This window comes from Biomaibacter sp. TOL (assembly GCF_059717795.1).
Genome location: NZ_AP046092.1, coordinates 1,728,979 through 1,755,257, shown reverse-complemented (window position 1 = coordinate 1,755,257; position 26,279 = coordinate 1,728,979). Strand labels below are relative to the sequence as shown.

24 protein-coding genes, 6 tRNA genes and 1 other RNA gene are annotated in these 26,279 nt (G+C 48.0%); 28 read left to right on the top strand and 3 right to left on the bottom strand.

Annotated features, from left to right (window positions below):
- Nucleotides 1-40 precede the first annotated feature (40 nt).
- From AC6I1H_RS08845 to AC6I1H_RS08835, 3 genes are read left to right on the top strand one after another with little or no spacing between them, the layout of a single operon-like run.
- The gene (locus AC6I1H_RS08845; RefSeq protein ID WP_497740572.1) at nt 41-1,090 is read left to right on the top strand and encodes an HlyD family secretion protein; all 1,050 of its coding nucleotides are present in this window, start codon (nt 41-43) and stop codon (nt 1,088-1,090) included.
- A gap of 12 nt (nt 1,091-1,102) precedes the next feature.
- Nucleotides 1,103-2,284 carry an ABC transporter permease gene (locus tag AC6I1H_RS08840; RefSeq protein ID WP_497740571.1) on the top strand — a complete coding sequence of 394 codons (1,182 nt, stop codon included), beginning with the start codon at nt 1,103-1,105 and terminating at the stop codon, nt 2,282-2,284.
- A complete protein-coding gene (locus tag AC6I1H_RS08835) occupies nt 2,247-3,425 on the top strand; it encodes an ABC transporter permease (protein WP_497740570.1) in 1,179 nt (392 codons plus the stop codon). Before AC6I1H_RS08840 ends, AC6I1H_RS08835 begins: the two co-directional genes overlap by 38 nt.
- On the opposite strand, the gene AC6I1H_RS08830 is transcribed toward AC6I1H_RS08835, so the two are convergent.
- Nucleotides 3,416-4,609 carry an MFS transporter gene (locus AC6I1H_RS08830; RefSeq protein WP_497740568.1) on the bottom strand — a complete coding sequence of 398 codons (1,194 nt, stop codon included), beginning with the start codon at nt 4,607-4,609 and terminating at the stop codon, nt 3,416-3,418. The two genes, AC6I1H_RS08835 and AC6I1H_RS08830, sit on opposite strands and share 10 nt — an antisense overlap.
- 206 nt (nt 4,610-4,815) lie before the next feature.
- On the opposite strand from AC6I1H_RS08830, the gene AC6I1H_RS08825 reads away from it, so the two are divergent.
- From AC6I1H_RS08825 to recR, 11 genes are all read left to right on the top strand, one after another.
- A tRNA-Ser gene (locus tag AC6I1H_RS08825) sits at nt 4,816-4,902 on the top strand.
- A gap of 108 nt (nt 4,903-5,010) precedes the next feature.
- Nucleotides 5,011-5,106: transfer RNA gene (locus AC6I1H_RS08820), tRNA-Ser, on the top strand.
- A 6-nt stretch (nt 5,107-5,112) separates the two neighbouring features.
- Nucleotides 5,113-5,189 (top strand) — tRNA-Arg (locus tag AC6I1H_RS08815).
- A gap of 38 nt (nt 5,190-5,227) precedes the next feature.
- Nucleotides 5,228-5,304 (top strand) — tRNA-Arg (locus AC6I1H_RS08810).
- Between the two features lie 95 nt (nt 5,305-5,399).
- Complete coding sequence (tadA, locus tag AC6I1H_RS08805) at nt 5,400-5,882, top strand: tRNA adenosine(34) deaminase TadA (protein WP_497740567.1); 483 nt, start codon at nt 5,400-5,402, stop codon at nt 5,880-5,882.
- Between the two features lie 122 nt (nt 5,883-6,004).
- A tRNA-Ser gene (locus AC6I1H_RS08800) sits at nt 6,005-6,094 on the top strand.
- Between the two features lie 55 nt (nt 6,095-6,149).
- Nucleotides 6,150-6,244: transfer RNA gene (locus AC6I1H_RS08795), tRNA-Ser, on the top strand.
- A 29-nt stretch (nt 6,245-6,273) separates the two neighbouring features.
- Nucleotides 6,274-6,538: signal recognition particle sRNA large type (ffs, locus tag AC6I1H_RS08790), an RNA gene on the top strand.
- 73 nt (nt 6,539-6,611) lie between these two features.
- On the top strand, nt 6,612-8,288 hold the full coding sequence (gene dnaX / locus AC6I1H_RS08785; protein ID WP_497740566.1) for a DNA polymerase III subunit gamma/tau: 1,677 nt from the start codon (nt 6,612-6,614) through the stop codon (nt 8,286-8,288).
- A gap of 167 nt (nt 8,289-8,455) precedes the next feature.
- The gene (locus AC6I1H_RS08780; RefSeq protein WP_497740750.1) at nt 8,456-8,767 is read left to right on the top strand and encodes a YbaB/EbfC family nucleoid-associated protein; all 312 of its coding nucleotides are present in this window, start codon (nt 8,456-8,458) and stop codon (nt 8,765-8,767) included.
- A 122-nt stretch (nt 8,768-8,889) separates the two neighbouring features.
- A complete protein-coding gene (gene recR / locus AC6I1H_RS08775; RefSeq protein ID WP_497740565.1) occupies nt 8,890-9,486 on the top strand; it encodes a recombination mediator RecR in 597 nt (198 codons plus the stop codon).
- Between the two features lie 9 nt (nt 9,487-9,495).
- Here the strand turns inward: recR and AC6I1H_RS08770 are convergent, their stop codons facing one another.
- Nucleotides 9,496-9,885, bottom strand: coding sequence for a helix-turn-helix domain-containing protein (locus tag AC6I1H_RS08770; RefSeq protein ID WP_497740563.1), 390 nt, complete (start codon nt 9,883-9,885; stop codon nt 9,496-9,498).
- Between the two features lie 139 nt (nt 9,886-10,024).
- Here AC6I1H_RS08770 and AC6I1H_RS08765 point away from each other — a divergent pair, with 139 nt between their 5' ends.
- The 14 genes from AC6I1H_RS08765 (at nt 10,025) to AC6I1H_RS08700 (ending at nt 25,792) form a co-directional block, all read left to right on the top strand.
- Nucleotides 10,025-10,201: a Spo0E family sporulation regulatory protein-aspartic acid phosphatase gene (locus AC6I1H_RS08765; protein WP_497740562.1), complete on the top strand. Its 177-nt coding sequence runs from the start codon at nt 10,025-10,027 to the stop codon at nt 10,199-10,201.
- Nucleotides 10,182-10,853: a GGDEF domain-containing protein gene (locus AC6I1H_RS08760; protein WP_497740561.1), complete on the top strand. Its 672-nt coding sequence runs from the start codon at nt 10,182-10,184 to the stop codon at nt 10,851-10,853. The genes AC6I1H_RS08765 and AC6I1H_RS08760 overlap by 20 nt, the downstream gene beginning before the upstream one ends.
- 81 nt (nt 10,854-10,934) lie before the next feature.
- Nucleotides 10,935-11,198 carry a DUF2508 family protein gene (locus tag AC6I1H_RS08755; RefSeq protein ID WP_497740559.1) on the top strand — a complete coding sequence of 88 codons (264 nt, stop codon included), beginning with the start codon at nt 10,935-10,937 and terminating at the stop codon, nt 11,196-11,198.
- Nucleotides 11,199-11,239: 41 nt separating this feature from the next.
- On the top strand, nt 11,240-11,518 hold the full coding sequence (locus AC6I1H_RS08750; protein ID WP_497740557.1) for a pro-sigmaK processing inhibitor BofA family protein: 279 nt from the start codon (nt 11,240-11,242) through the stop codon (nt 11,516-11,518).
- A gap of 330 nt (nt 11,519-11,848) precedes the next feature.
- On the top strand, nt 11,849-12,424 hold the full coding sequence (locus AC6I1H_RS08745; RefSeq protein WP_497740555.1) for a 2-oxoacid:acceptor oxidoreductase family protein: 576 nt from the start codon (nt 11,849-11,851) through the stop codon (nt 12,422-12,424).
- A complete protein-coding gene (locus AC6I1H_RS08740; protein WP_497740554.1) occupies nt 12,421-12,789 on the top strand; it encodes a 4Fe-4S binding protein in 369 nt (122 codons plus the stop codon). The genes AC6I1H_RS08745 and AC6I1H_RS08740 overlap by 4 nt, the downstream gene beginning before the upstream one ends.
- A complete protein-coding gene (gene porA / locus AC6I1H_RS08735) occupies nt 12,779-13,960 on the top strand; it encodes a pyruvate ferredoxin oxidoreductase (RefSeq protein WP_497740553.1) in 1,182 nt (393 codons plus the stop codon). The genes AC6I1H_RS08740 and porA overlap by 11 nt, the downstream gene beginning before the upstream one ends.
- A gap of 11 nt (nt 13,961-13,971) precedes the next feature.
- Nucleotides 13,972-14,916 carry a thiamine pyrophosphate-dependent enzyme gene (locus AC6I1H_RS08730; RefSeq protein WP_497740552.1) on the top strand — a complete coding sequence of 315 codons (945 nt, stop codon included), beginning with the start codon at nt 13,972-13,974 and terminating at the stop codon, nt 14,914-14,916.
- Nucleotides 14,917-15,111: 195 nt separating this feature from the next.
- Complete coding sequence (locus AC6I1H_RS08725; protein WP_497740551.1) at nt 15,112-15,999, top strand: patatin-like phospholipase family protein; 888 nt, start codon at nt 15,112-15,114, stop codon at nt 15,997-15,999.
- 518 nt (nt 16,000-16,517) lie between these two features.
- Nucleotides 16,518-17,687 carry a putative glycoside hydrolase gene (locus AC6I1H_RS08720; protein WP_497740550.1) on the top strand — a complete coding sequence of 390 codons (1,170 nt, stop codon included), beginning with the start codon at nt 16,518-16,520 and terminating at the stop codon, nt 17,685-17,687.
- Nucleotides 17,688-17,779: 92 nt separating this feature from the next.
- Nucleotides 17,780-17,905, top strand: coding sequence for an RCKP-type rubredoxin-like domain-containing protein (locus AC6I1H_RS08715; RefSeq protein WP_497740549.1), 126 nt, complete (start codon nt 17,780-17,782; stop codon nt 17,903-17,905).
- A 6-nt stretch (nt 17,906-17,911) separates the two neighbouring features.
- Entirely contained in the window at nt 17,912-18,328 is a 417-nt protein-coding gene (locus tag AC6I1H_RS08710) for a Fur family transcriptional regulator (RefSeq protein WP_497740548.1), read from the top strand.
- A gap of 429 nt (nt 18,329-18,757) precedes the next feature.
- Nucleotides 18,758-24,964 (top strand): ribonucleotide reductase barrel domain-containing protein, encoded by a 6,207-nt coding sequence (locus tag AC6I1H_RS08705; protein ID WP_497740547.1) that lies wholly within the window; start codon nt 18,758-18,760, stop codon nt 24,962-24,964.
- Nucleotides 24,965-25,177: 213 nt separating this feature from the next.
- Nucleotides 25,178-25,792 carry a TetR/AcrR family transcriptional regulator gene (locus tag AC6I1H_RS08700; RefSeq protein ID WP_497740546.1) on the top strand — a complete coding sequence of 205 codons (615 nt, stop codon included), beginning with the start codon at nt 25,178-25,180 and terminating at the stop codon, nt 25,790-25,792.
- Here the strand turns inward: AC6I1H_RS08700 and AC6I1H_RS08695 are convergent.
- Entirely contained in the window at nt 25,789-26,034 is a 246-nt protein-coding gene (locus AC6I1H_RS08695) for a hypothetical protein (RefSeq protein WP_497740545.1), read from the bottom strand. The genes AC6I1H_RS08700 and AC6I1H_RS08695 overlap by 4 nt on opposite strands.
- Between the last annotated feature and the right edge of the window lie 245 nt (nt 26,035-26,279).

Genomic DNA, 26,279 nt, shown 5'->3' with positions numbered 1-26,279 from the left:
ATCATTTATGCACAAAATTTTACCGGCAGGAGGAGAAATCATGTTGGGAAACAGGAAATTTGCATTTGTAACACTTTTTATGGCGTTTTCGGCTCTTGTGCTGACGGGGTGCGGAACCGGGAGCACTACGCAAGTTTCGGTGTTTGACGAGAAGGACGGCGTTGTGTGCCAGGGCGTGATAGAAGCTCAGGAGGTCAGCATAAACAGCAAGATACCCGGTAAAATCGCCAAACTCTATGTGGAAGAAGGCGATGAGGTGAAGGCGGGCGATCTTCTGGTAGAGATATCCAGCGATGAAATAAAGGCCAAGGAGGATCAGGCCAAAGCTCTGGTGAATGCTGCTCAGGCGGCATATGACGCCGCAAAGGGGCAGTTGGAGGCGGCCCAGGCGGTGCTGGAAAAAGCCAAAAACGGCGCCCGAAAGCAGGAGATAGCCCAGGCCCAGGCGGCGTATGATTTGTGGCTCAAGACGTACGAAAGGGTGCAGAAACTTTATGAAAAAGGGGCCGTTTCAGCCCAGAAACGTGACGAGGTAAAGACCCAGCTTGATGTGGCGGCTCAGACTCTCAGCATGGCGAAAGAAGGTGCAAGAGGTGAAGATATCAGTGCCGCACAGGCGATGGTGGTTTCCGCACAGGGCATGGAGCAGGCTGCAAGGGCCAAGCTTCAGGAGGCCCAGGGCGGGCTGGAGGAAGTCAGGGCGTATCTGAAGGACACGAAGATAACGTCTCCCATCAGCGGCACGGTAACCGAACTTTCTGCCGACGAGGGCGAACTGGTCTCCACGGGGATGTCCATAGCCACCGTGACCGATATGAACGATATGTGGGTGGAAGTGCAGGTGAAAGAAACCGACATATCAAAAATTTTTCTCGGCCAGGAGGTAAAAGTGAAAATCCCTGCCTACTCGGACGAGATTTTTTCCGGCAAGGTCGCAAGGATAAATCAGAAACCGGATTTTGCCGTAAAACGCGCCACCAACGACAACGGTTCGTTCGACATACAGGCCTTCGGAGTGAAGATTAAACTGGACAACAAAAAGAAAGTCTTAAGGCCGGGGATGAGTGCGTTTGTGCAGTTCCCGAAATAGGTGGTGGCGCAGGTGTCAAAAGAATTTCTAAAAAGCTTTAAAAATGAATGGCTGACGGCGAAAAATGAAAAAATGATATTCATCGTGCTGTTCGTCATACCTATTCTGGTGAACATCCTTTTGGGGTACGAGATGTCTCAAAATCAGATGAAACACATACCCATGGCGGTGTGCGACATGGACAACTCTTATCTCAGCAGGATGATTGTGCAGCAGTTTGCGGACAATGAGACTTTCAACGTGAAGTATTATCTTCAGGACGGTTCACAGATGGAAGAGCTTTTCGACAGGAACATGGCGAGAGTGGGACTGATGATTCCGAAGGGCTTCGAAAAGGATGTGACGAATCTGAAATCCCCAGCCTTACTCATGATTTACGACGGCAGCAGCATGCCCCTGGCGAGCGCGGCAAAGACCAGGGCTTCTGAAATCCTGCTCACTTTAAAAACCGGCATACTGATAAAACAGATACAGGCAAGGCTGAATCTCCCCGAAGATGTGGCGAAAAAAACGGCCCTGGCCATTAATTTCAGCAACAGGACTCTGTACAACCCCACGAGGGGATATAAAAACTTCTTAAATCTGGGGCTGTGCGCGGCGGTCATACAATCGGGCATCGGGATACTGGCTGCATCGAGCATAAGGGATGGGGAGCTTGCGCGCAAAAAAATAATGCGCATCGGGCTTGTAGCGGGCAAAATCGTGTTTTACGGCGGTATGGGCGGAATATCCCTTGTGATGACGCTTATCATGCAGAATTATTTTTTTGACATCCCCTTCAGAGGCAAATTGCGGGATGCGGTGATTTTGTGCGGGGCGTTTTCCGTTGCCGCTGCTGCCCTGGGGGTCACGATTTCCGCCTTCATAAGAAACCAACTGCTCGCCACGGTGGCGGCTGCGGTCATATATGTGCCGGATACGATCCTGGCGGGGTATACGTGGCCGATTTTAGCCATGCCGGAGTTCTATCAAAAGCTGGCGTATTTTCTGCCGTTTTACCACTTTGCGGACAATCTGAGGGACCTCATGCTCAAGGGATTGCCGATAGAATATATGGCTGACGATATTAGATGGTTCGCCGCCTTTTCCGTGATTGCTGCATTCGTCGGCATTCTCGGCAGCATGAGACTGTGCGGCGATAAAGGCGGGATGCGGCATGCGGAAAGCGAGGATGGCCAAAGTGCAGCTATATAACATGATAATGACGGAACTAAAATCCCTCATAAGGCAGCCTTTTACAATATTTATCCTCTTTGCGGGTCCAATTTTACTGACTTTGCTGTTTGGCGGTGTATACGTCCACAATTACCTCGAGGATATACCCGTGGCCGTATTGGACGAGGACAATTCCGCGCTGAGCAGGACCATAATACAGTATTTTGATGAAAATGAGCGTTTTTACATAAAATATTACTGTGCTTCAAAAGAGGAACTGAAAAATAGAATCGATTCGAGAAAAGTCTACATGGGGCTTTATATCCCCCATGACTTTTCGAAAGATATAAATGAGCTCAGGTCGTCTTCCGTCCTGATTCTTGTGGACGGTACCAACATGGTGATAGGCAACAACGCCTATGCCGCTGCGGCAAGCATCATTCAGACCCTTGCCGCCGGAGCCCAGATAAAGCTTCTTGAAGCAAAAGGCATGCTCCCAGGCCAGGCGGAAAACATGACCATGGTCTTCAGGTTCAATGACAGAATTTTATACGACCCGAGGCTCACATACATGAATTATTTGATACTGGGCTTTGTGGCGGTATTCTTGCAGCAGGTAATGGTTTCAAGCCTCGGTGTTTCTGTGATCGATAACGGCGAATACCTGGCGGAAGGATTCACCCTGCCGAAGCTTATTGTAAAGATTCTGATTTTTGCCCTGTGTTGCGTGCCCTCCATTTTTGTCTCCATTGGTATAGCGCATATGTTTTTTAAAGTGCCCGTAAGAGGAAGCCTTTTGACGGTGTTGCTGATGTGCATCGTTTTCGTTTTTGCCGTAAGCTGTCCTTCATTGGTGCTGGCTTCCATAGTTCGGGATAAGCTAAAGCTGTACCAGCTGTCCTTCATGCTGTCGGTGCCGACCTTTGTGAGCAGCGGCTATGTGTGGCCCATGGATCAAATGCCTCCGGCACTGCCGATGGTGATAAAGGTGCTCTGGCCCCTGGCATTTTTCCATAAACCCTTTACAGATGTGATATTCAAGGGAGTCCCCTTTGACGTGGTGTCTGAAAATATTGCCGGAATGCTCATATATACATTGTGCTGGATGCCGGTGGCGGTATTGCTGCTGAAAAAAAGATTCAAGACTGATGCCGGTTGCCGGAGTTTATCTCAATCGTAATTTTCCTGCGATTCGGAGTCTTTGACGAACATAGAAAGGGCATATGCTGCAAATAGCAGCAGTGCTCCGCCGAAGAAGGAATACGGAAGCCCTAGATGATCCCCGAGATACCCTCCTATTATGGGGCCGGTGACGGAACCTATGGACATGATGCTGTTCAGCATGCCGAAGGAGCTGCCCTGGCTGCCCTTATCGCTGCTTTTTGCGATAAGTACATTGCCCGCTACGGTTACGGCGGAGTTGAAAAATCCGAATACGAATCTCACGGCACCAAGAATGAAAATTGAAGCGGAAAGGCCCTGGAGCGCCGTGAATGCGCTGCAGGCCAGCAGAGAAAATCTGAGTATGGAGGCGGTGGAATATTTGCGAATTCTGCCTACCAGGGGCGCTCCGAGCGCCGTGGATACGCCGACTATGGAGAAAATAACGCCGGTGTAAAGTTCCGCGTTCTCCGGGGAGATGCTGCTTATCAATAGGGGCAGAGTGGGATAGACGGCCATAAGGGCCGCCTGTACCAGGAGCCATACTGTAAAGAGTATCACGAGCTGGCGGTTTTGCAGTGTAGACTTTATGTCTTTTAAAATGGAAGTTTTCGGCCCCGGAGAAACCTCCTCCTTTACCTTGGCGGCAAAAGGCAGAATGGCCGCAATCAAGAGCAGCACGCCGGTGAACATCATGCTTCCCCGGATGCCTAGGAGTTTTGCGGATATGCCGCCAAAGAGCGGCCCCGTAATATTGCCCACAGCCGATGCGGCCTGCACTATGCCCAAACTGTACACCAGATTTTCTGGCCTGCTGCTGGAGGCAACAAGTGTGATGGCTGCGGGGATGTAACCCGAAAGGATTCCGTTGATGCCTCTGAGTATGAAAAGCTGCATGTGGTTGTGGACCATGGACATGAGAAAGTAAGTGATGCCCATGCCGATTCCGGCCCTTGCCATCATGGGCTTTTTTCCGTACTTGTCGGATATGGAGCCCCATATGGGGGCCATTATGCCGAATGTGAGCGAGTTTATGGAGAAAATCAATCCGGACCACAACGACGTATTGTTTTTAAGACCGAGCTCTTTAAGGAAAATGGGCAGAAACGGAGTGATGGTGCTGAATGCTATGGAAGCCACAAAAACGCCCAGCGATATGAGGTATAGATTCCTCTGCCACTGGGGAATATACGGGAGTTTCAATTTTAATTTCTCCTCTCGACTTTCCCGATACGATAAAGTATAATATATATATAGATTTTTTTATGTCCATAACAATATTAACAAATTATATTTCTAAAATCAACAACGTAATAGCCCGGCAATAATAGCCCGACGGCAGAAACAGGCATTTACGGTCGGTTGACAAAAGAGCAAATTGTATGCTATACTTTGAATAGTCATCGGACGGAGGGGTGTCCGAGCGGTTTAAGGAGCTGGTCTTGAAAATCAGTGTCTCGAAAGAGCCGTGGGTTCGAATCCCACCCCCTCCGCCATGGAGCAGAAATCAGAAGCCGGAAGTCAGAGGTCAGAATAGAAGGATTTGCCTTCGGCAAAACCAACGAATCCGATATCCGACATCTGATATCTGATATCCGAAACGCGGAGAGATGGCCGAGTAGGTCGAAGGCGGTCGCCTGCTAAGCGATTATACGGACCTAAAATCCGTATCTCGGGTTCGAATCCCGATCTCTCCGCCATTACATGCGCCTGTAGCTCAACTGGATAGAGCGTCTGACTACGGATCAGAAGGCTGTGGGTTCGATTCCTGCCAGGCGCGCCATATTTGAAGTATGATGTACACCTTTCACATCTCGTTGGGCGCCCGTAGCTCAGGAGGAAAGAGCAGCGGTTTCCTAAACCGCGTGCCGGGGGTTCGAGTCCTCCCGGGCGCACCATTTTGATGTGCGAAGCGGGATGCGGGAAGTGAAATTTAAAGTTTCGCTCCGGGTATATGTCTTTTACATGCGAATAAAATAATATATGGATTATTATGATACAGGAAATTAGTGAACTCGATGTTTTTTTTATGCGCGAGGCTTTGAAGGAAGCCCGAAAGGCTCTGGAACTGGAAGAGGTGCCCGTGGGAGCCGTGATAGCGGCGGACGGCAGAATCGTAGCAGCAGCGCACAACCTGCGGGAGACCTTGCAGGACGCCACGGCTCACGCCGAAATCCTGGCTATACGGAAGGCTTGCGAAGTCCTGGGCAGCTGGCGCCTTACGGAGTGCACCCTGTATGTGACTCTGGAACCGTGCCCCATGTGCGCCGGAGCCATAGTGCTTTCCAGGCTCGACAGGGTCGTTTTCGGAGCTCGCGATCTGAAGGCCGGAGCCTGCGGCAGCCTCATAAACATTCCCGAAGACGAAAGGTTCAACCACCGGCCGGATATGGTGCCAGGGGTCCTGGCCGAAGAATGCGCCGGGTTGTTGAAAGATTTTTTTAAGCAAAAAAGACAAAAAAATATTTTAACATAATAGAGACCTTATTCCATATGTCAGAAATCAGAAGCCGGAAGTCAGAGGTCAGAATAGAAGTATTTGCCTTCAGCAATCCATCAAGTCCGACATCAGATATCTGGCATCCGACCTCCGAATAGGGAGAGATGGCCGAGAGGTTGAAGGCGCTCGCCTCGAAAGCGAGTGGGCGTAAATCCGCCTCGTGAGTTCGAATCTCACTCTCTCCGCCACAAGTAAATTTCATCGAGTCTGACATCCGACTTCTGACATCTGATTACCGAATACGGAGAGATGGCTGAGCTGGTCGAAGGCGCGCGACTGGAAATCGCGTATACGGACAAAAATCCGTATCGAGGGTTCGAATCCCTCTCTCTCCGCCATTTTTATATCCAAAGTGAAAAAGATTTTGCCGTGCTAGATGGGGAGGCAGCGGTGCCCTGTACCCACAATCCGCTACAGTGGGGTCGAACTCCCTCCCGAGGTCTTATTCCTGTGGGGACCGGCTTTGACAAGTGGTGACGAGGGCCGGGTCCTGCGCAATGGAAACTTTCGAACCCCGTCAGGTCCGGGAGGAAGCAGCGGTAAGGAAGCACTTCCATGTGCCGCGGGGGAGCCTGACCGGAGCCAACTATCATTGCATCGCCCGGAGGGATAGATCGACGGAGGGTGCACGGCTCAAATTTAGCCGCCGAATTTATCGGCGGCTATTTTAAAGTATTAAGCGATTTTCGAAACGGAGAATCGGTCATGCCATACATAGCGCTTTACAGAAAATACAGGCCCCGGGATTTTGATGGAATCGTGGGGCAGGACGCTATAGTCACTACACTGAAAAATCAAATAGAGACCGGCAGGATAGGCCATGCATACCTTTTCTGCGGCATGAGAGGCACCGGCAAGACCAGCACGGCTCGTGTCTTTGCCAAAGCCCTCAACTGCGAAAAAGGGCCTACGGTGAATCCCTGCAATGAGTGTGCGCCGTGCCGGGCGATAAACGGCGGCAGCATGGTGGACGTCATAGAGATGGACGCCGCCTCCAACCGGGGCATCGACGACATAAGGGACCTCAGGGAAAAGGTGAATTTCCCGCCGTCGGAAGGGAGATTCAAGGTATATATTATCGACGAGGTGCACATGCTCACCACAGAGGCCTTCAACGCTCTCTTGAAGACGCTGGAGGAACCGCCACGGCACGTGGTTTTTATACTGGCCACCACCGAACCGAACAAACTGCCGCCCACCATCCTTTCGCGCTGCATGAGGTTCGATTTCCGCAGGGTCTCCACCCGGGAACTGATGAGGCGAATGAAGGAAATAACGGAAGAAATGGGAATAGAAGCCGAGGAACAGGCTCTTGCGCAGCTTGCCAGAAGTTCTCAGGGCTCCGTCAGGGATGCGCTCAGCCTTCTAGACAAAGCCCTGGCCTTTGGGGGAAAGAAGCTTTTGTACGACGATGTGTTGAATCTCCTGGGAGCAGTAAATCGGGAAGTATTCTTCGAAGTGTCCCGGGCAGCGCTGAATAAGGACGGGGGCGCAATGCTCGCTATCATAGATGATGCAGCGGCCCGGGGAAAGGACCTGTTCCGCTTTGCGGATGATTTGATGGAGCACTTTAGGAACATCCTTCTGGCCGCCATCGGTGCGGACCGCCGGCTCATAGACGCAGCGGACGAGGAATACCAGGAGATTCAAAAGCTTGCAGAAAGCTACTCAAGAGAAAAACTGCTGAGCATAATAGAAATATTGAAGGATGCCGCCAATGACATGAAGTGGTCTTCCCAGCCGAGAATCGTGCTGGAGGCCGCAGCCGTCAAGCTCACATTGCCGGAATTGTGGGAAGAGGCCCAGGGTTACATCAGCCGCATCCAGAACCTTGAGCAGCAGGTGGCGGCGCTGCAGGAGCGGATGGCGAAAGCGGGAACATTTCCTGTGAAAGAAGATCCTGCCGCTTCTGGGGCCGCCGATGCCGGTTTGTTGCCGGGACAGCCGCAGCCGCCGGAAATGGATACAGCCGCAGGTTATCCGAAGGGAGAAACTTCGGATGCTGGCAGAGGACTTTCGACAGACTCAAAACAGGTGGCCGAAAACAGGCGGTGTGGCGCTGAAGCGCCGCCGGAGCGGGAAAAGGAAAATCAGGACGAAGAAACACTCCGACAGCTCATTCAAATCTGGCCCGAAATCATTGAAGAACTGGGCAAAAAACGCAAAAAGAGACTCCAGACCTTCATGCAGACCGCCGATGTGAGGCCGGGCCGGGTGGAAAAAGGATGGCTGTATCTATCCGGCGATGATGTGTATAAAGAAATAATCCTGTCCGATAAACATATAATAGAAGAAATGGTGAAAAACGCCACGGGCTTGGATATTTCTATAAAGGGATTTGAACAAAACAAAAAAGACGAAAGCGAAAAAAAAAACTTCTAGCGGATGATGAAGCCGGCAACGGTACCGGGCGGAAAAACCGCGGCCCTGAAGATGAACATGAAAGCGAAAACCGCGATATCTCCGATGAACAATTTTTATCCAATATAATAAAAATTTTTGGTGGCGACATTGTAAAAATTATTTAGGAGGCGATCCTTTTGAACGGCATGGGAAACATGAACAAACTCATGAAACAGGTCCAGAAAATGCAGCAGGATATGATGAAACTGCAGGAAGAACTCAAAGAGAAGACCGTGGAAGCCACATCCGGCGGTGGGGTAGTGAAGGTGACGGCCAGCGGCAGAAAGCAGCTCGTGAGTATAGAAATCAAACCTGAAGCTGTGGACCCCGACGATGTGGAAATGCTGCAGGATCTCATCCTGGCTGCGGCCAATGAAGCCCTGCAAAAAGCCGAAGACATGGTGAGCCAGGAAATGGGCAAACTCACCGGAGGGCTCAACATCCCCGGCCTTTTCTAAAAAGGATTGAGTCAGTGAGTCATGAGTCAGGGGACGGTTCCTTGACTCATCTTGATGAGTCAAGGAACCGTCCCCTGACTCAAATCCCCTGACTCAAAACATTAAAGTGAGGAATGATAGATATGTCATATTATGCCGAACCTCTGGCGCACCTAATAGACGAGCTTTCCCGGCTGCCCGGCATCGGCCCCAAGACGGCACAGCGCCTGGCTTTTCACATATTAAAAATGCCGAAAGAGAGGGTGGCGAATCTGTCCGAATCCATCACAAAAGCCCGGGACTCAATCATATACTGTTCGGTTTGCGGCAATTTCACCGACATTGACCCCTGCGAAATCTGCCGTGCATCATACAGGGACAGGACTACCATCATGGTGGTGGAAGACCCCAGGGATGTGGTGGCTCTGGAGAGGACGCGGGATTACAAAGGGCTTTACCATGTGCTTCATGGGGCCATATCTCCACTGGAGGGCATTGGCCCGGACGACATAAAGATAAAGGAACTGCTTTCCCGCGTATCGGGCGGCGTGAAGGAAATAATACTTGCCACCAACCCCGATGTGGAAGGGGAAGCGACAGCCATGTATATAGCAAGGCTCCTAAAGCCCCTGGGCGTGAAGGTGACTAGGATAGCCCACGGTGTGCCGGTGGGCGGGGATCTGGAGTATGCCGACGAGGTCACCCTCACCCGTGCGCTGGAGGGCCGCAGGGAAATTTGATTTCCCTTTTTATTTGTACATTTCCTGCTTCATGTAAGGAAGAATAGTCTTTATGAGCTTCTTGAACAACTCCAGTTCTTTCGGCGAGCATTTGTTGAGCAAAAGGTTTATTTCCTTCCTGCTGTCGCTTGCCTCGTAAGCGCATTGAGTCTCATTGACGTGTTCGGTGCCGGCAGATTTGCCGAAAATAAGGTAATCCAACGATACGTGCAGACAGTTTGTGACTCTGACAAGCACCGGAAGACTCATCTGTCTTTCTCCCCGCTCCAATTGGCCGACATAATAGTCCGAAAGGCCGATGATTTCAGCGAATTCCTCCCTGGACAGTCCCATCTCCTCTCTTTCTTCCCGAATTCTCTGACCGATGGCTCTGTTGTCTATCTCTCCTTTTATTTCCATTTCATTCACTCCTTCGTCTTAAGATACTTTATCGAACTTTAAGCATCATCTGAATTTGCAAAGAGCATATAAATATTATTTGCAATATGACAACGTTTAATGTAAAATAATGTATAGTTAATTTTCGGGAGTGTGCGGGATGGATGTGAAAATCAGATTGGAAATTGCAAGAAACATCCTGAACAATGCGACAAAAATGAATATGAGCGGAGGCTTGCTGTTGAAAATCAGCAGAAAAATTGACAGATACATCATAGAGTATTACAGTGAAAATAGAGAGAAAAAGGGTGATGTGCGTGAAGAGACATATGTATAGATATGCTCCTGAAATTTTGACATCGCTGGGGTTTCTGTTGTGGCTCGTCTCGTTTTTGATGGACAGACACTTCAAAGATGAAAGCGTGCTGGCATGGCTGCCGTTTGTGACGGTACAGACGGTTATTGCCGCGATTTGCGGCACAATTATCAGAGAGTTGTATCAGCAGGTGCAGACGGATATGCTGACAGGCTTGCACAGCAGGAGATATTTTTACATGAAACTAACTGAATTGAAATCAAGAATCCCAGTTTCACTGGTATTCATAGACATAGACAATTTCAAAAGCATAAACGATACTTACGGGCATGTGGCCGGCGATGAAATATTGCGCCAGTTTGCATGTATATTGCAGGAAAATATGAGGAAAAACGACATAATCGCCCGGTGGGGCGGGGAGGAATTTGCGGTAATTTTGCCCCGGACCGATGCAAAGGAGGCTTTCAAGATAGCGAATCGAATAAGAAAGCTGGTTGAAGAAAAAGAATTTTATTTCGATGAAGTCGCATGCAGGGTAACGATAAGCATCGGTATAGCCTGGGCGGAAAAGGAACAAGATGTGAATGCGGACCGGTTCTTCAAAGTAGCCGACGAAGCCCTTTATAAGGCTAAAGAAAGAAAGAATTTCATTGTTGTGCAGCAAGGAAGTTAATGTTAATATTTAAATAGAAAACTCATCTCCTGTATATAGCAGCTAAAACTGGGCAGAATTTTTAAAAGAGGAGATGAGTATATGAATAAAGATGATATTATCCGTTTTCTGTCGCAGATGTCGTCGAAGCTTTTCGTCGAGGATGATGAGGAAACGGTAATGCCAGCGGAAATACGCCTAGCCGACGAGATCAAAAAAGCCCATCAGGAGTGGATCAAAGCGCAGAAATATTTCGAATGCGTTACAGACCCGGACCTGGTGGATCACGCCATTTTTACCGAGGAAGCCGCCAGAAAAAAGTATATATATCTATTAAAAAAGGCAAAACAGGGCATATCTTTTTAAAAAAATAATAGTATATAATAAAAAAATAAGGGGGCGATGGTATGCATATAGACTATACTGCTGTGATAGCTTATGCTTTCGGCCTCATTCTTCTTTATATGGTGGGCCGGGTGCTCCTGGCTCCACTCAGGATGGTGCTCAAACTCATTTACAATGCCCTCATCGGCGGGATTGTGCTGGTCGTTCTCAACTTCTTCGGCAGCCATTTCGGCCTTTACATAGCCGTAAATCCCATAACCGCATTACTGGTGGGGTTTCTGGGAGTGCCGGGAATAATTCTTCTGCTCATCGTAAAATACATACTTTCTTCCGTCGGATAGGTTCATTATTATATCAATTTAATCCTTTGCAGTATGTGCGAAGGATTTTAGTTTTTTCTTGACTGCTTTTTCTTAATCTGTTATACTTTACATAAGATTTCTGTTACACCTTATATTAATAATATTTTCCGAGCATATCCCCTCTGTATCATTAAAACCCTGTCAGTGTAGCATAACAGTTTCCTAATTTGCTCATTTGTTTTATAACAGATTTTGAATATTTTGCCGGGCATATCTGAAAAGGCTGGAAATGGTCGGAGTATTATTAATTTTTTTTAGGAACAATATAAATATGCCATGTAAATGTGAATTGAAGGGAGGATTCACTAGATGGAAAAAGTGCTTGAAGTTCGCTGGCACGCCCGGGGAGGCCAGGGAGCCAAAACCGCAGCGCTCATGCTGGCGGAATCAATTGCCGAGATGGGAAAATATGTGCAGGGTTTCCCGGAATACGGCCCCGAAAGGATGGGCGCTCCTATCCTGGCGTTCAACAGGATAAGCGATAAACCCATTCACATCCATTCAAATGTTATCAACCCCCAGATCGTCATCGTGCTTGACGCCACGCTGCTGGGTCCCAGGGTCACCCAAGGGGTGCCCGACGACGGCATCTATATCGTCAATACCACGAAGACCCCGCAGCAGGTCAGGGAAATACTCAAAATCTCCGGCGGAAAGATCTACACCGTGGACGCAAACCAGATATCTCTTGACACAATCGGCAGGGTCATACCCAACACTCCGCTCATGGGCGCTTTTGTCAGGGCGACGCAGCTCATCCCGTATGAGGAGTTCATCGACAACATGAAAGCGGAGCTGGCCAAAAAGTTCAAGAAAAAACCGGAAGTTATCGAAGGCAATTTGAAAGCCATTGAGAGGGCATATCAGGAGGTGAAGAGTGAATGACGCCTTTTAATGGGAATTTCGGTCAGGGAAGAAGGACGAAGGCGGTGCGCCCGGACATGAACTGGAAGGAGCTCACCAAAGCCGGAAACATATACGAACCCGGCAATGCCGCAACTTATGAGACGGGGGACTGGCGGACCATCAGGCCGGTATGGAACAAAGACAGGTGCATTCACTGCCTGATATGCTGGCGCTACTGCCCCGACGCTTCCATCATATCCACCGATGGCAAATTCGATTCTTTCGACTACAAACACTGCAAGGGCTGCGGCATATGTGCCAAAGTGTGCCCCGTCCATGCTATTGACATGTTCTCCGAGGACGAGATAGACAGACAGAAGGAGGCGAGGAGAAATGAAGAATAAAGTCGCCATTACCGGAAACGAGGCCGTCGCCCAGGCGATGAAACAGATTAACCCCGACGTTGTGGCGGCGTATCCCATAACACCCCAGACGGAAGTGGTCCAGATATTTTCTTCCTTTGTTTCTAACGGCCAGGTTGATACGGAGTTTGTCACCGTGGAAAGCGAACACAGCGCTATGAGCGCAGCCATAGGCGCTTCCGCCGCCGGAGCCCGCGCCATGACGGCAACGTCGAGCCAGGGCCTGGCGTTGATGTTTGAGATGGTTTACATCGCTTCGTCGCTCAGACTTCCCATCGTGTTTCCGGTGGTAAACCGCGCATTAAGCGGCCCCATCAATATCCACTGCGACCACAGCGATGCCATGGGTATCAAGGACTCCGGGGTCATTCAGCTCTTTTCCGAGAACGCCCAGGAAGCCTACGACAACATGATTCAGGCCGTCAGGATCGCCGAACATCCGGATGTGCTTCTTCCTGTGTCGGTAAATTTCGACGGATTTATCACAAGCCATGCGCTGGATGTATTGGAAGTCCTTGATGATGAGACGGTAAAGAACTTTGTAGGCCGGTATCAGCCCGAAGAATATCTCCTGGATGCCCAAAACCCCGTTTCTATGGGGAATTTCGACATGTACGACTTTTATTTTGAACACAAGCGCCAGCAGGTGGCGGCCATGGAAGCTGCCAAGAAAGTCATCGAGGAGGTCGGTAGAGAATATGAAGCCATTTCCGGCAGGAAATACGGTCTCATAGACACCTACAAGCTGGACGATGCCGAAATGGCCGTAGTTGTGCTCAACTCCGCTGCGGGCAGCGCCAAAGGCGTGGTGGATGAGCTCAGGGAAAAAGGCCTCAGAGTGGGCGTCTTGAAACCCAGGGCTTTCAGGCCGTTCCCCTTTGAAGCCGTGCAGGACGCCCTGAAGAAAGTCAGGGCCGTGGCGGTGCTAGACAGGGCCGAGACCTTCTCGACACTGGGGGGCCCGATGTTTGCCGATGTGAGGACGGCCCTCTATGATTTGAAGAACGACATCAAGGTTGTCAACTATGTGTACGGCCTTGGCGGCAGGGATCTGAGGCTTGAGGATGTTGAGAAGGTTTTTGATGATTTGGCAAATATCATCAAGACCGGCAGAGCGGATAAATTCGTGAATTACCTGGGTTTAAGGGAATAGGAGGTGCGAATATGGCTACGTTGAAAGAACTCGCCAGGGTTGAGGAAAGATTTGTCGGAGGACACAGGCTCTGCGCCGGATGCGGCCACGGTATTTCCGTCAGGATGATTTTGAATGCCGCCGAGGACTCCAATGTAGTGGTGGGGTGCGCCACCGGCTGCCTGGAAGTGGCCTCTACCATATATCCCTACACCGCGTGGAACTGTTCGTTTATTCACAGTGCTTTTGAAAATGCCGGAGCTACCATCGGCGGTGTGGAGGCGGCATACAAATCCCTGAAAAAGCAGGGCAAGATAGATAAAGACTTCAAATTTGTTGCCTTCGGAGGCGATGGCGGTACCTATGATATAGGGTTCCAGTCCCTTTCCGGCGCCATGGAGCGCGGCCACAACATCGTATATGTCTGCCTTGACAACGAGGCTTATATGAATACCGGCATACAGCGCTCCAGCGCCACACCGATGGGAGCCGACACCACGACAAGCCCCGCCGGAAAGGTGATGCCCGGCAAGCAGCAGCCCCGAAAGGATTTGACCGCCATCATGGCTGCCCACAACATACCCTATGCGGCACAGACTGCCATCAGCAACTGGCAGGATGTGCACAGGAAGGCTAAAAAGGCCTTTGATGTGGAAGGCCCGGCATTTATCAACATTCTGTCGCCCTGCCCCAGAGGCTGGAGGTACAACACTCCCGATATAGTGGAACTTGTTAAAATAGCCGTTGAAACCCGTTTCTGGCCCATGTACGAAGTGGAAAACGGCAAATGGAAGCTGAACTATAAGCCCAAGAAATATGTGCCCATAGAAGAATTCCTGAAGCCCCAGGGCCGCTTCCGCCACTTGTTTGCCCCGGGCAACGAGCATATGATAAAAGCCATACAGGAAGAAATCGATAACCGGTGGCTGGCGCTTCTCGAGCGCTGCGGCGAAACCCCCGAACTCCCATCAAAATAAAATTCCATAATATAATCCTGAATGAATACAAAGCCTCCTGCGATAATATCGCGGGAGGTTTTTGCTTTGTTCGAAAATTATGCGGCTTCCGGCAAACACCCGGTAACTTTTCTCTTTAGCGACATAATATATGTAATAAAGAAAAAATTACAGTTTTAAACTGCAATCAATTTTGAGATGAAGGGGGAAAATACCATGCGCTACAATATCGGCATTGCTCTGAGCGGAGGCGGAGTGCGGGGGGCGGTGCACCTTGGGGTCCTGAAAGTGCTGACCAAAAACGGCATTTATCCGGATATCCTTTCCGGTACCAGCGCGGGAAGCATCGCAGGCGCCGTATATGCCGCGGGTATTGACATAGATAATTTCATGGAAAATTTGAAGGACATCCAGGCGTGGAAGCTGCTGGACCCGAGCTTTACTCCCGCTTATATACTGATGCTTATTTTCTATTACTGGACTAATAAGCCGATGGTGATGTGGAATTTCCCGGACGGTCTTTTCAAAGGAGAGAAGATAGAGCGTTATCTTGATGAGGTGTTGCAGAAGAAAAAATTTGATGAGCTATACATCCCCCTTTCTGTGGTAAGCGCCGACATAAACACCGGAGAGACGGTGGTTTTTTGCAGCAAAAAAAACGTGCCCCGGGAAAAAATCCCCAATACGGTTTTTATCACGGATGCAAAAGTTTCCGAAGCGGTGCGGGCCAGCATTTCCCTGCCGGGGATTTTCCTGCCGAAATATATAAAAGGCCATAAACTGGTGGATGGAGGCATCAAGGACAATACACCGGTAGATATATTGTATCATCAGAGGACAAGAAAGGTGCTGGCCGTAGACTTGGGGATTACGACTGGTCGGGCCAGAGCCGATTCTATGCTGGAGATATTGATGGCGTCGGTGGATATCATGGGTGATGAACTTTCCTACTATATCAAAAAAAATTATCCGGGATACTATCTTTACCCGGATTTAAAGGGAGTAGGATATAGAGATTTCAGGAGAATTCCGGAGTTTGTGAAATACGGGGAGGAAGTAACATATAAGGCATTACCCGAGATTAAAAAATTTCTGGCATCTTAGGCAGCCGCACAGCTCATTTTGGCTATTTCCTCAGGATCCTGTGAATAAACTCAACAGACACCGACAATAACCGGGCAATCAACCTCGCAACTTTCGCATGGGTTGTCAACTTTTTTAACTTCATAGAGCATCCTGTTTCCTCCTTTAGCTTTATCCTGCATTTTTAGTATGGCGCTACTTCATATAAATATGCAAAAAAAAAGCCTTAAGGCTAAAAGAGGGTGAATATTTTAGTGCTCCATATAACCGGAATCATACAGCAAATCGAGTATATAATCTTCAATGCTTTTTGCAGCTCTATCGTCATTCATAATTATATCTGCGTCTTCAAAACGGATTTTCATGAAGGCCGCCTCCTTTTGAATAATTGTATACATGTATGATGGTTTTATTATACACCGAAAATCAATTTGAGTCAAGAAAATAAAAAAAAATTTTTTTAAAGGAAATGAATTGTTTTTGTCGAATTAATATCAATAAATAATTCTTACTAGGGGAAACCGGGGGAAAATGCTGGTATGATCTGTCGAGTAAACGCAGCAGTATATTCTGTATTAATTGTATTGATTTTTGCAATACTATTTACGACCGGATGCGAGCGGACCCCGAAAAAAATACCCACAGTGGCGGAAAATATTTATGAAAGCCCGAAGGAACAGGACTTTTTCACCCAGCCTTACCGGGCGCCGCAGGTGTACAATCCTCCGGTAAAAGTGAAAGGGATATATCTCACCGGATGGAAAGCGGGGCTCCCCGGTGAATTTCAGAAGCTGGTAAAGCTGGTGGATGACACCGAATTAAACGCCATGGTCATAGATGTGAAGGATAATACCGGCAGGCTTACTTACAGGTCGTCGGTCCCCATGGTGGAACAGGTCGGGGCGAATTCAAACCGCATCGGCGATATAGACAGATTGCTCAGGACTTTAAAGGAGCACGACATTTATGCCATTGCGAGAATAGTGGTTTTCGAAGACCCGGTGCTTTCGAAAGCCCGTCCCGACCTTGCCGTAAAGAATAAAAGCGGAGAAAACTGGGTTACCCGCAAAGGCATGGGCTGGGTGGATCCTTACAACACCGAAGTATGGGATTACGTGGTATCCATAGCCGAAGAGGCGGCTAGGAAAGGTTTCAATGAAATACAGTTCGATTACGTGAGGTTTCCATCCGACGGCAACTTGAACAATATCGTATATCCCGCCAATAATGGGAGCTCGCGGGTAGCTACCGTCTCTGCTTTTTTGTCATATGCAAGAAAACGGTTGGAGCCGTACGGCGTATATGTGTCGGCGGACATTTTCGGGCTGGTGACTACTGCTGAGGACGATATGAAGATAGGACAGCATCTTGAAGAGGTGGCCAAAACCGTAGACTACATCTCTCCGATGGTATATCCTTCCCACTATGCCCCCGGCTCTTACGGCCTCACAAACCCGAACGCCGCTCCCTACGAGACCGTATTTCGAAGCCTTTCACACGCAGTGGAGAGGCTGAAAAAAGTGGACGGTTTTAAAGCTGGGATACGGCCGTGGCTGCAGGATTTCACCCTTGGCCCTCCGCCGTACGGCGAAAGGGAAGTCAGGGCTCAGATAAAAGCCACCTATGATGCGGGGCTTTCGGAGTGGATATTATGGGATCCGGCCAATACTTACACCGTGGCGGCTTTGAATCATGCTTCGAACTTTTAAGATTTATCATTGACTGGAATCATAAAATATTTTATACTCATAATATAGAAACGGATAATGATTATTATTTTTAAATTACGGAGGTGTAAAAAATGGCAGTATTCAAATGCAGCGCCTGCGGGTATGAAAAGGAGAGCCGTTGCAAACCCAAAAAATGTCCCGAATGCGAGGCAAAAGATACTTTCGTGAAGGTTGAAGACCCCAAGGAGGAAAAGTAAGATTTCATGAAGGATTTGATACAGGAAGAAAAAAAAGGGTTTGTGCGCAAAACGCGGCAGCGGGAGCTGATTTTAAAGACACTGCGCAGCACCAATTCCCATCCCACCGCCGACTGGATTTATGAAAGGGTTAAAAAAGAAATGCCAAACATCAGTCTGGGTACCGTTTACAGAAACCTGGGGACCCTCAGGGAAATGGGCGAAATTATGGAGCTCAACTACGGCAGCAAGTTCAGCCGCTTTGACGGAAACCCTGAGAATCACTACCATTTTGTTTGCACAAAATGCGGAAAAGTGATGGATGTGGAAGGATGTTCCGTGGACAGAGAAGTGGATGAAATGGTTGCCCGGGAAAACAATGTGGAAGTTTTCTTTCACAGGATGGAGTTTTACGGCCTGTGCAGCGATTGCAAAGAAAAATGAGTCAGGGGACGGTTCCCTGACTCATTATTTCATTTGAGTCAGGGGACGGTTCCGTGACTCATTATTTGAGTGCGACCGGCACTTACTTATTCAATAATTGAACCTTCGGACCATTATGCTGTGACGTCTTATGCGATGATGAGTCTTATGACTATTCAAGTTCTTTTAATATGTATATTAATCGGTTAAAAAATGACAGAATTAGATAAGAATGGAGCATAAAAATAACAGGGCACGTACCCTGATGGAGTTGTGCGATTTGATATCCAATATATAGTGAGGTATAATAAGAATACTACCATATATGGTACCGGCGTTGGCTAGTTCGCTTATTGAAAAATCGGGTGTATTTGACGCTTGCAGTCAACAGGTTTGCTTTTGCTTTACATGCTCATATATAGCCTGTATTTTAGATGAAGGGGTGAGAAAGTGGGAAAAAAGAAACTGAACCTCACGGAAAATGCAAGGATTGTCCTTAAAAAGCGTTACCTGGCGAAAGACGCCGAAGGCAGAATCATGGAAACCCCCGAAGATATGCTGGAGCGAGTGTCTAAAACTATAGCCGAGGCTGAGAAAAAATACGGCGGGGATGCGGAAAAATGGGCTGAAGAATTCTATAATCTAATGGCGGACTTAAAATTCATGCCCAATTCTCCCACCCTCATGAATGCGGGCCGGGACCTGGGCCAACTTTCGGCCTGCTTTGTCCTGCCGGTGGAAGATTCCATGGAGGGCATATTTGACTCCATAAAATCGGCTGCGTTGATACATAAGTCAGGTGGCGGTTGTGTGTCGGGTGATGCCCATGTTTATACCACCTTTTGCGGGGTGGAGGAGATAAGCACCCTTTACAATAGGGCCCATGCTTTGGGTATACCTGAAATGGAGGAGGATGACCATAAAATCTTAGATGTTTCCCACCTGGGCATCAAAACTTTTGCCGTAAACCCGGCTACCGGGCGCTTTGAGGCGAAAAAAATAACCCACCTCTGGCAGTGGGATGTACCGGAAGAAAATCAGTATACTGTGCGCTGCAGCGATGGGACCGAAGTTACTACCAGCAGTTGGCATCCTTTCATGGTATTTACTGAAGATGGTATAAAAGAGCGCCGGGCCGATGAATTGAAATCCGGAGATATATTGATAGCACCCAACAGCACTATAAGGGAATCGTGGCCTTTCAAGGAATATAAGGAATTGGAAGGAATAAAGCTTGATGAGCGCATGGGGTGGCTTACGGGATTTTTCCTGGGAGACGGAAGCTTGGCGTGGACTCATAATCGTAAAAGTAACTATAAAGCCTTAAGACTCAGATTTTTTGATGGAAGGTCGGAAAATATAAGATTTGCGGCAGATGTCCTTTCCGATTATGGAATTTATCTAAAACCTCAGCAAGATGGACGGGGATTATGGAGTCTTACCACTACCAATCAAAATTTCGTAACGAAATTTGCCAGGATTACAGATGTAGAGCCAGGTCCAAAGGAGGACCTTACGATGCCCGAGTGGGTGGCAAAGTCGCCTCTTACGGTTATAGGTGCTTTTCTGGGCGGCCTTATAGATTCTGACGGATATGTTAGCCTTGAGCGCAGGCGGGTGGAGTTTTCCACCGTATGTCCGAGACTTGCCCGGCGCCTGGTATCGCTTTTGAGTGCCCTGGGATTTAATCCTTCCGTCAGGAAAAAGCAACCCGGGAAAAGGGCGAAAAAGATTGAATATAGTATACACATGGCCGATGCCAAAAAGACGCCGTTTTTGGTGGATATGGTAAAAGATTGGGTGCATGATCCTTTCAGGGCTGAAAGATTAAAAGAGCTCAAAGAGCGCCTGGAGCATAATACCCATCACCGCATACCGCTCCCTTTTGAGGCGTTGGAGCCGCTGATTTCTGCCGCCGGAGTTGAGACCCGTACCACGGGTATCCATAGGGAAGCGGTGCATATTGGCCATGAAAGCTTTTGGCTACACCAGTTGAAGTGGGGAATAGGCATAGGTGAAGATAAACTTCGCCGCCTCATCAAAGCTCTGCGACCTCTTCTACCGCAAGAATATAAAGACAGGCTCGAACAACTGGAAAGGCTGGCAGAAGGCTGGACGGTAGTAGAGCATGTAGAGAAGGCAAAAAGCCCAAAGAAATTTTATGACTTTACCGTGGAAGATTTTAATAATTACATTGCAGGCGGAGGATTTGGGAAATTTACGGTGATCCATAACACTGGCTTTTCCTTTTCCCGCCTGCGTCCCAGGGGAGCTATGGTGAAATCCACCGGCGGTGAAGCGTCAGGCCCTATTTCTTTCATGAAAGTTTTTAATTCAGCTACAGAAGCTGTACGTCAAGGGGGTCGAAGGCGCGGCGCCAATATGGGCATCCTGCGGGTGGACCATCCGGACATACTGGAGTTTATCCAGTGCAAGAAAAACGATAAGGATATCACCAATTTCAATATAAGTGTGGCCATCACCGACAAGTTCATGGAGGCATTGAAGAAGGATGAGAGCTATGAGCTCATAGACCCCCACACCGGGAAGGTCACAGGGACGCTGAAGGCCCGGGAGGTATTTGACCTCATAGTGGACATGGCCTGGAACAACGGTGAACCCGGCATCATCTTCATCGACCGCATGAACGAAAAAAACCCCACCCCGGCGGTAGGGGAGATAGAAAGCACAAATCCCTGTGTTACCGGAGATACGTGGGTGGCTACCGAGCATGGGCTTGTTCCGGCAGCAAGCCTAAAAGTAGGAGATAAAATCGTCACACCTTTAGGACTAAAGCCTATCACGGCGGTGTATAACAATGGAGTTCAGGATATCTTTGAGGTTAAGATGAAAAATGGTTTTAGCCTCAAGGCTACGAAAGACCATAAGCTGCAAACTGTGGACGGACAATGGGTGCCTGTAGAGCAGCTTAAACCGGGAGATAGGCTAAGAATATTTGGCACTTTTGCTTTTCCGGAGAATCAGGTGCTTCCTAAGGACTTTGAAGTGATAAATTTAAGGCAGAGGACAGGCTGGCTCCTGCCTCTTGAGTTTTCCGATGAATATGGATTTATCCTCGGTATTTTGGTTGGTAACGGTTATTATAGCACTGCAAGTGCCATGTATTTCGGTCAAGATGAAGCAGATTTGCTTGAACAAACTAAAGGCATCCTTGACTCTTGGCGAATTCAATACCATATCAGAATGCGAGATAAGACCACTGTTCTGGAACTTCCTAAAGGTATAAGGCGAGTATGGAAGGCCTTTGGAGCTGTTCCTGGCCGTTCTCGGAACCGGAGAGTGCCGAAGGCAATTTTCCAGGCCCCAAGGTCTGTTGTTACAGCTTTTTTGTCAGCTTTCTTTGCGTGTTCTGGTTCTGTTGACAATGAGGGAGGCATTAGGGCTACTTCAGCCTCCGGGGAACTTGTCCAGGAGATTCAACTCTTGTTGCAAGGCCTTGGCATTAAGTCAAGGATTCGGCAGCAATCAATGAAAAAAGCTTCAAGTTTTGGCTCTTATCGTGATATCTCCGGTCAAGAACATACCTATACTTTTGGAGATTACTACGAAATACTCATTCCGCCTTCGTTCAGTATAAAGTTTATGAGTGAAGTAGGGATGGCATCTACTAGAAAGGTGCTGACTTTGTTTGAAAGACGTGCAGGTAAACATAATAATATAGAAAATAGTGAGATCCAAGGTGTATCTTGGGATGAGGTAGAATCCATAAAATTCATTGGGCAAGAAGAGGTTTTCGATGTTACGGAACCTGAGACTTTTACCTGGATTACTAATGGTTTTGTATCTTATGATTGTGGCGAGCAGCCACTTCTACCATATGAATCATGTTTTGCCTCTGATACCCGTATCATGACCGATAAAGGCTGGGAAACGGTGGAAGAAGCCTATGAAAGGCAAAGCCGTGGAGAACTAGTGTCGGTTTATACGGACGGCCTTATGACAAATGAAAAAGATTTAGCGCTTCGACCTGCCACCGTGGTACCTATAGGAGAAAGAGATATTGTAACTGTAGAACTTCAAAATGGCCAGCGTTTGCGAGTTACCCCAGACCATAAAATACTTACCCAGCGGGGATGGGTTCCAGCAAGCACACTCACTGAAAAAGACTTTGTATATTTGCCGGATGGAGCAGTTCCTATAAGAGAGTCTGATACTGAAACTGACAAATTTTATCGGATGCTAGGTTGGATGGTCGGTGATGGCTGGCATACTGAAAAGTCCAGCGGCCTGATCTTTGGGCCTGATGATAAAAAAGCGGAAGACCAACTTCTACCGGTTTTTCAGGAGCTCTGTGCCGGCTTAATTAATCCGGCATCAAATGGAAGGGTTCCCCATGGAAGCCGTGCCGGCAATGGCGTTTTAACGGTGGCGTGTACTAACGCCGGAGTCCGGCAATTCCTAAATGAAAGTGGTTTGGAGTTCGCATTAGCAGGAGATAAAAGGGTTCCAATTTCCATTATGCAAGCTGGAAGAGAAGCTCAGTGTGAATTTCTTAAAGGGCTTTTCGGAGCCGAAGGATACGTTGACAGTAGGCGAGCCAAGGTCTCTCTTACAACGGCATCGAGAGAACTTGCTGCAGATGTTCAATTGCTGCTCCTGGGCTTAGGCATCAAATCTCGTATTTGGATTTACCATCATAAAGACGGCCGTGAATGGAGCCAGGTCTTTATCACCAATGAGAGCCTGGATCGCTTTGCCGGACTTATAGGATTCCCAATGAATCCTGCCAAGCAGGGCCGCCTTCTTAAGTGGATAAAAAGCAGGCAAAGAATTCATCACGATTCCCGGCGAAGCAAAGTCAAATCCGTGACTCCTGCTGGTCGGGCTTACGTATATGATGTTTCCGAGCCTGTGACTCATTCCCTGATTGCCGAAGGGATGATTGTGCATAACTGTAACCTGGGTTCTATAAACCTTGCAAAATTTGTAAAGACCGGCGATGAAGGCCAAAAGGAAATTGACTTTGAAGGCTTAAAATATGCGGTGCACACCGCCGTTCGTTTCCTGGACGATGTCATCGACGTAAACCGGTATCCGCTGCCGGAGATTGAAAAAATGACTCTGGCCAATCGCAAGATAGGTCTGGGAGTAATGGGATTTGCGGACATGCTCATAAAACTGGGGATCCCGTATAATTCCGATGAGGCGGTGGAAACGGCGGAAAAAATAATGGGCTTTATCCAGGAGGAATCCAAAAAGACTTCAGAGGAACTGGCGAAAGAGCGCGGGACCTTTCCCAACTGGGAAAAGAGCATATACGGCCCCGGCGGCATATATCCCGGGGGCAGGAAGCTCAGAAACGCCACAACCACCACCATCGCTCCTACCGGTACCATCAGCATCATAGCCGGAGCCTCCAGCGGCATAGAGCCCCTTTTTGCCCTGGCCTTCGAGCGCCATGTGCTGGACAACCAGCGCCTGGTGGAAGTGCACCCGATTTTTGAAGAAGAAATGAAAAAACGCGGTCTTTACAGCAAGGAGCTCATGGAAAAGGTAGCCGCCGCGGGTTCTCTAAAGGAAATAGAAAAACTGCCGGAAGATGTAAAGAAAATATATGTAACAGCCCATGACATTTCGCCGGAGTGGCACATAAAAATTCAGGCTGCTTTCCAGAAATACACGGACAATGCCGTGTCCAAGACTGTGAACTTCCCCCACAGTGCTACCAGGGAGGACGTGAAAAATGTGTACCTCATGGCCTATGAGCTGGGCTGCAAGGGCGTTACCATCTACCGGGACGGCAGCCGCGAGGAACAGGTTTTGAACAAGGGAGCAGTCAAGACCGACAACCATGGTCATGCCCAAAATCCCGAGATGAATCCTGCCGGGGGCGGGATTTCCGAAGGAGACGGCAATCAGGTAATGACTGGGGAAACCGGCAGTGCTACTTCCGGCACTCTGCCTGAAGAAAAATACGCCGCCCCAAGCGAAAAATCCAGCGAAGAAACGGGATTTTACGGTCCATACTGTGAAGCCTGTGAGTACCGCCGGGAAATAAAGCCTAGGCCAAGGCCCACCATTACGTACGGTAACACCGAAAAAGTGAAGATAGGCTGCGGCAACCTGTATATCACCGTGAACTCCGATGAAAACGGCATATGCGAAGTATTCACCAACCTGGGCAGAGCCGGAGGCTGCCCGTCCCAATCGGAGGCCACCAGCCGCCTGATCTCTCTGGCGCTGCGCTCGGGAATCGATGTAAAATCCATAGTGGAGCAGCTCAAGGGCATCAGGTGCCATTCCACACTGCGGCAGATGGCGAACAACAAAGAAATAAAGGTGCTGTCATGCCCTGACGCCATCGGGAAAGCCATAGAAAGAAGCATAGGAAAGAAACTGGTGCCCAACGGGAATTCCCCGGAAATAACGGGGAGGGCTTACGCCGAATGCGATAGTGCCGATGGCGGCAATGCTGCCAAAGATACCGATGTCAATAATGAAATAAATAATCGCAAATCGACTTATTATAATAATGAAGATAACGATGAAGACATATGTGTAAGCGAGGATTCCCAATGCTGCAAAAAAGTTCAATACGAAAAAACCGGGGCCTTATGCCCGGAATGCGGAAGCATTCTTGAACACGAGAGCGGCTGTGTCGTCTGCCGAAGCTGCGGCTATTCCAAATGCGGGTAAAGAAAAGTATCAAATAAAGTTTGAAAATATGCGGCTGTGAGTCAGTGAGTCAGGGGACGGTTCCTTGACTCATTTTAATGAGTCAAGGAACCGTCCCCTGACTCACCCTCTGATATAATAATCCACCAGGTGATCGACCGATGTATAATTGACCTGAATAAATTAATATTTTATAATGTAAAGTGATAAACTATTGAAAAGGAGATAGTGGGAGTGAGAAGGAAGAAGAGGACGAAAAGTGAGGACTTAATTGACAGGCGAAAAACGCAGATACTGGAAGCAGCCATTAAAGTATTTTCAGAAAAAGGATTCGAAGGCTCGACTACAAAAGAAATTGCAAAGAAAGCCCGGGTCTCGGAAGGCACGATATTTAGATATTTTAAAACAAAAAAAGAAATATTGATAAGCCTTATAAATATCCTGACAGAAAAATCCATGTTCAAGTTTATTCAGGAAGTGGAAGACGGCCTCGACACCGGTCAGGCGCTGAAAAATCTGCTGAAACTGCACTACAATATGATTACCCAGAATTATCAACTATTAAAAACCATATTTTACGAGATGCAGTTTCACAAAGAACTCAGAGAAGCTTTCTATAAGGAAGTAGTCTCGGGTACGCTGGCAGTTATAAAAAAGTGCCTGGTAAAAAGCGGCAACATAAGAGATGACGTGCCTCCCGAGCTGGCCGCTGAGACGCTGCTCGGAATATTTTTGGGAGTTATCATGGTACAAACCATGATTGAAGAAAACGAGAATCCGCCTGATGAAGATAAAAATATATCATTGGTGCTGGATATAATCTTTAACGGGATAAAGAAACGAAATTAGTTGGTGAAATCCTTCAAATAGAAATCTACCATATCGTCTATCTCTTTTTCGCCCGCTTTAAAATTTCCGGTATCTCCTTTCATTAAAGCCTTAAGCAAAATGCTGGAATAAGATAGCGTCATCAGTCCGGAGAGAACCTCCGGCTTAATGTTTAGTTTGGCGCTTGCGTCATTTCGCTTAAGGCATATCCTGATGCTTCTTTCAACCTGCCTCAATTGATCTTTTATAAAACTGCCTTTCATTATTAAGACCCCCAATTTTAAAGTGATTAATCACTAAACTATTTAAAATTATATCACACAACCGGTATAAATAACACCCTTTAAAGTAATAAAAATTAAGTAATTGCTCGCTTACAAATAAAGCTTTTAATATGGTTATAATCAGGCATATATATTATTACAAATTCATTACAAAAAAGAAAAACGTATTGACAATGAAATGCTCTGTAGCTATACTAAAAATGTAAGTAATCACTCATTATAAA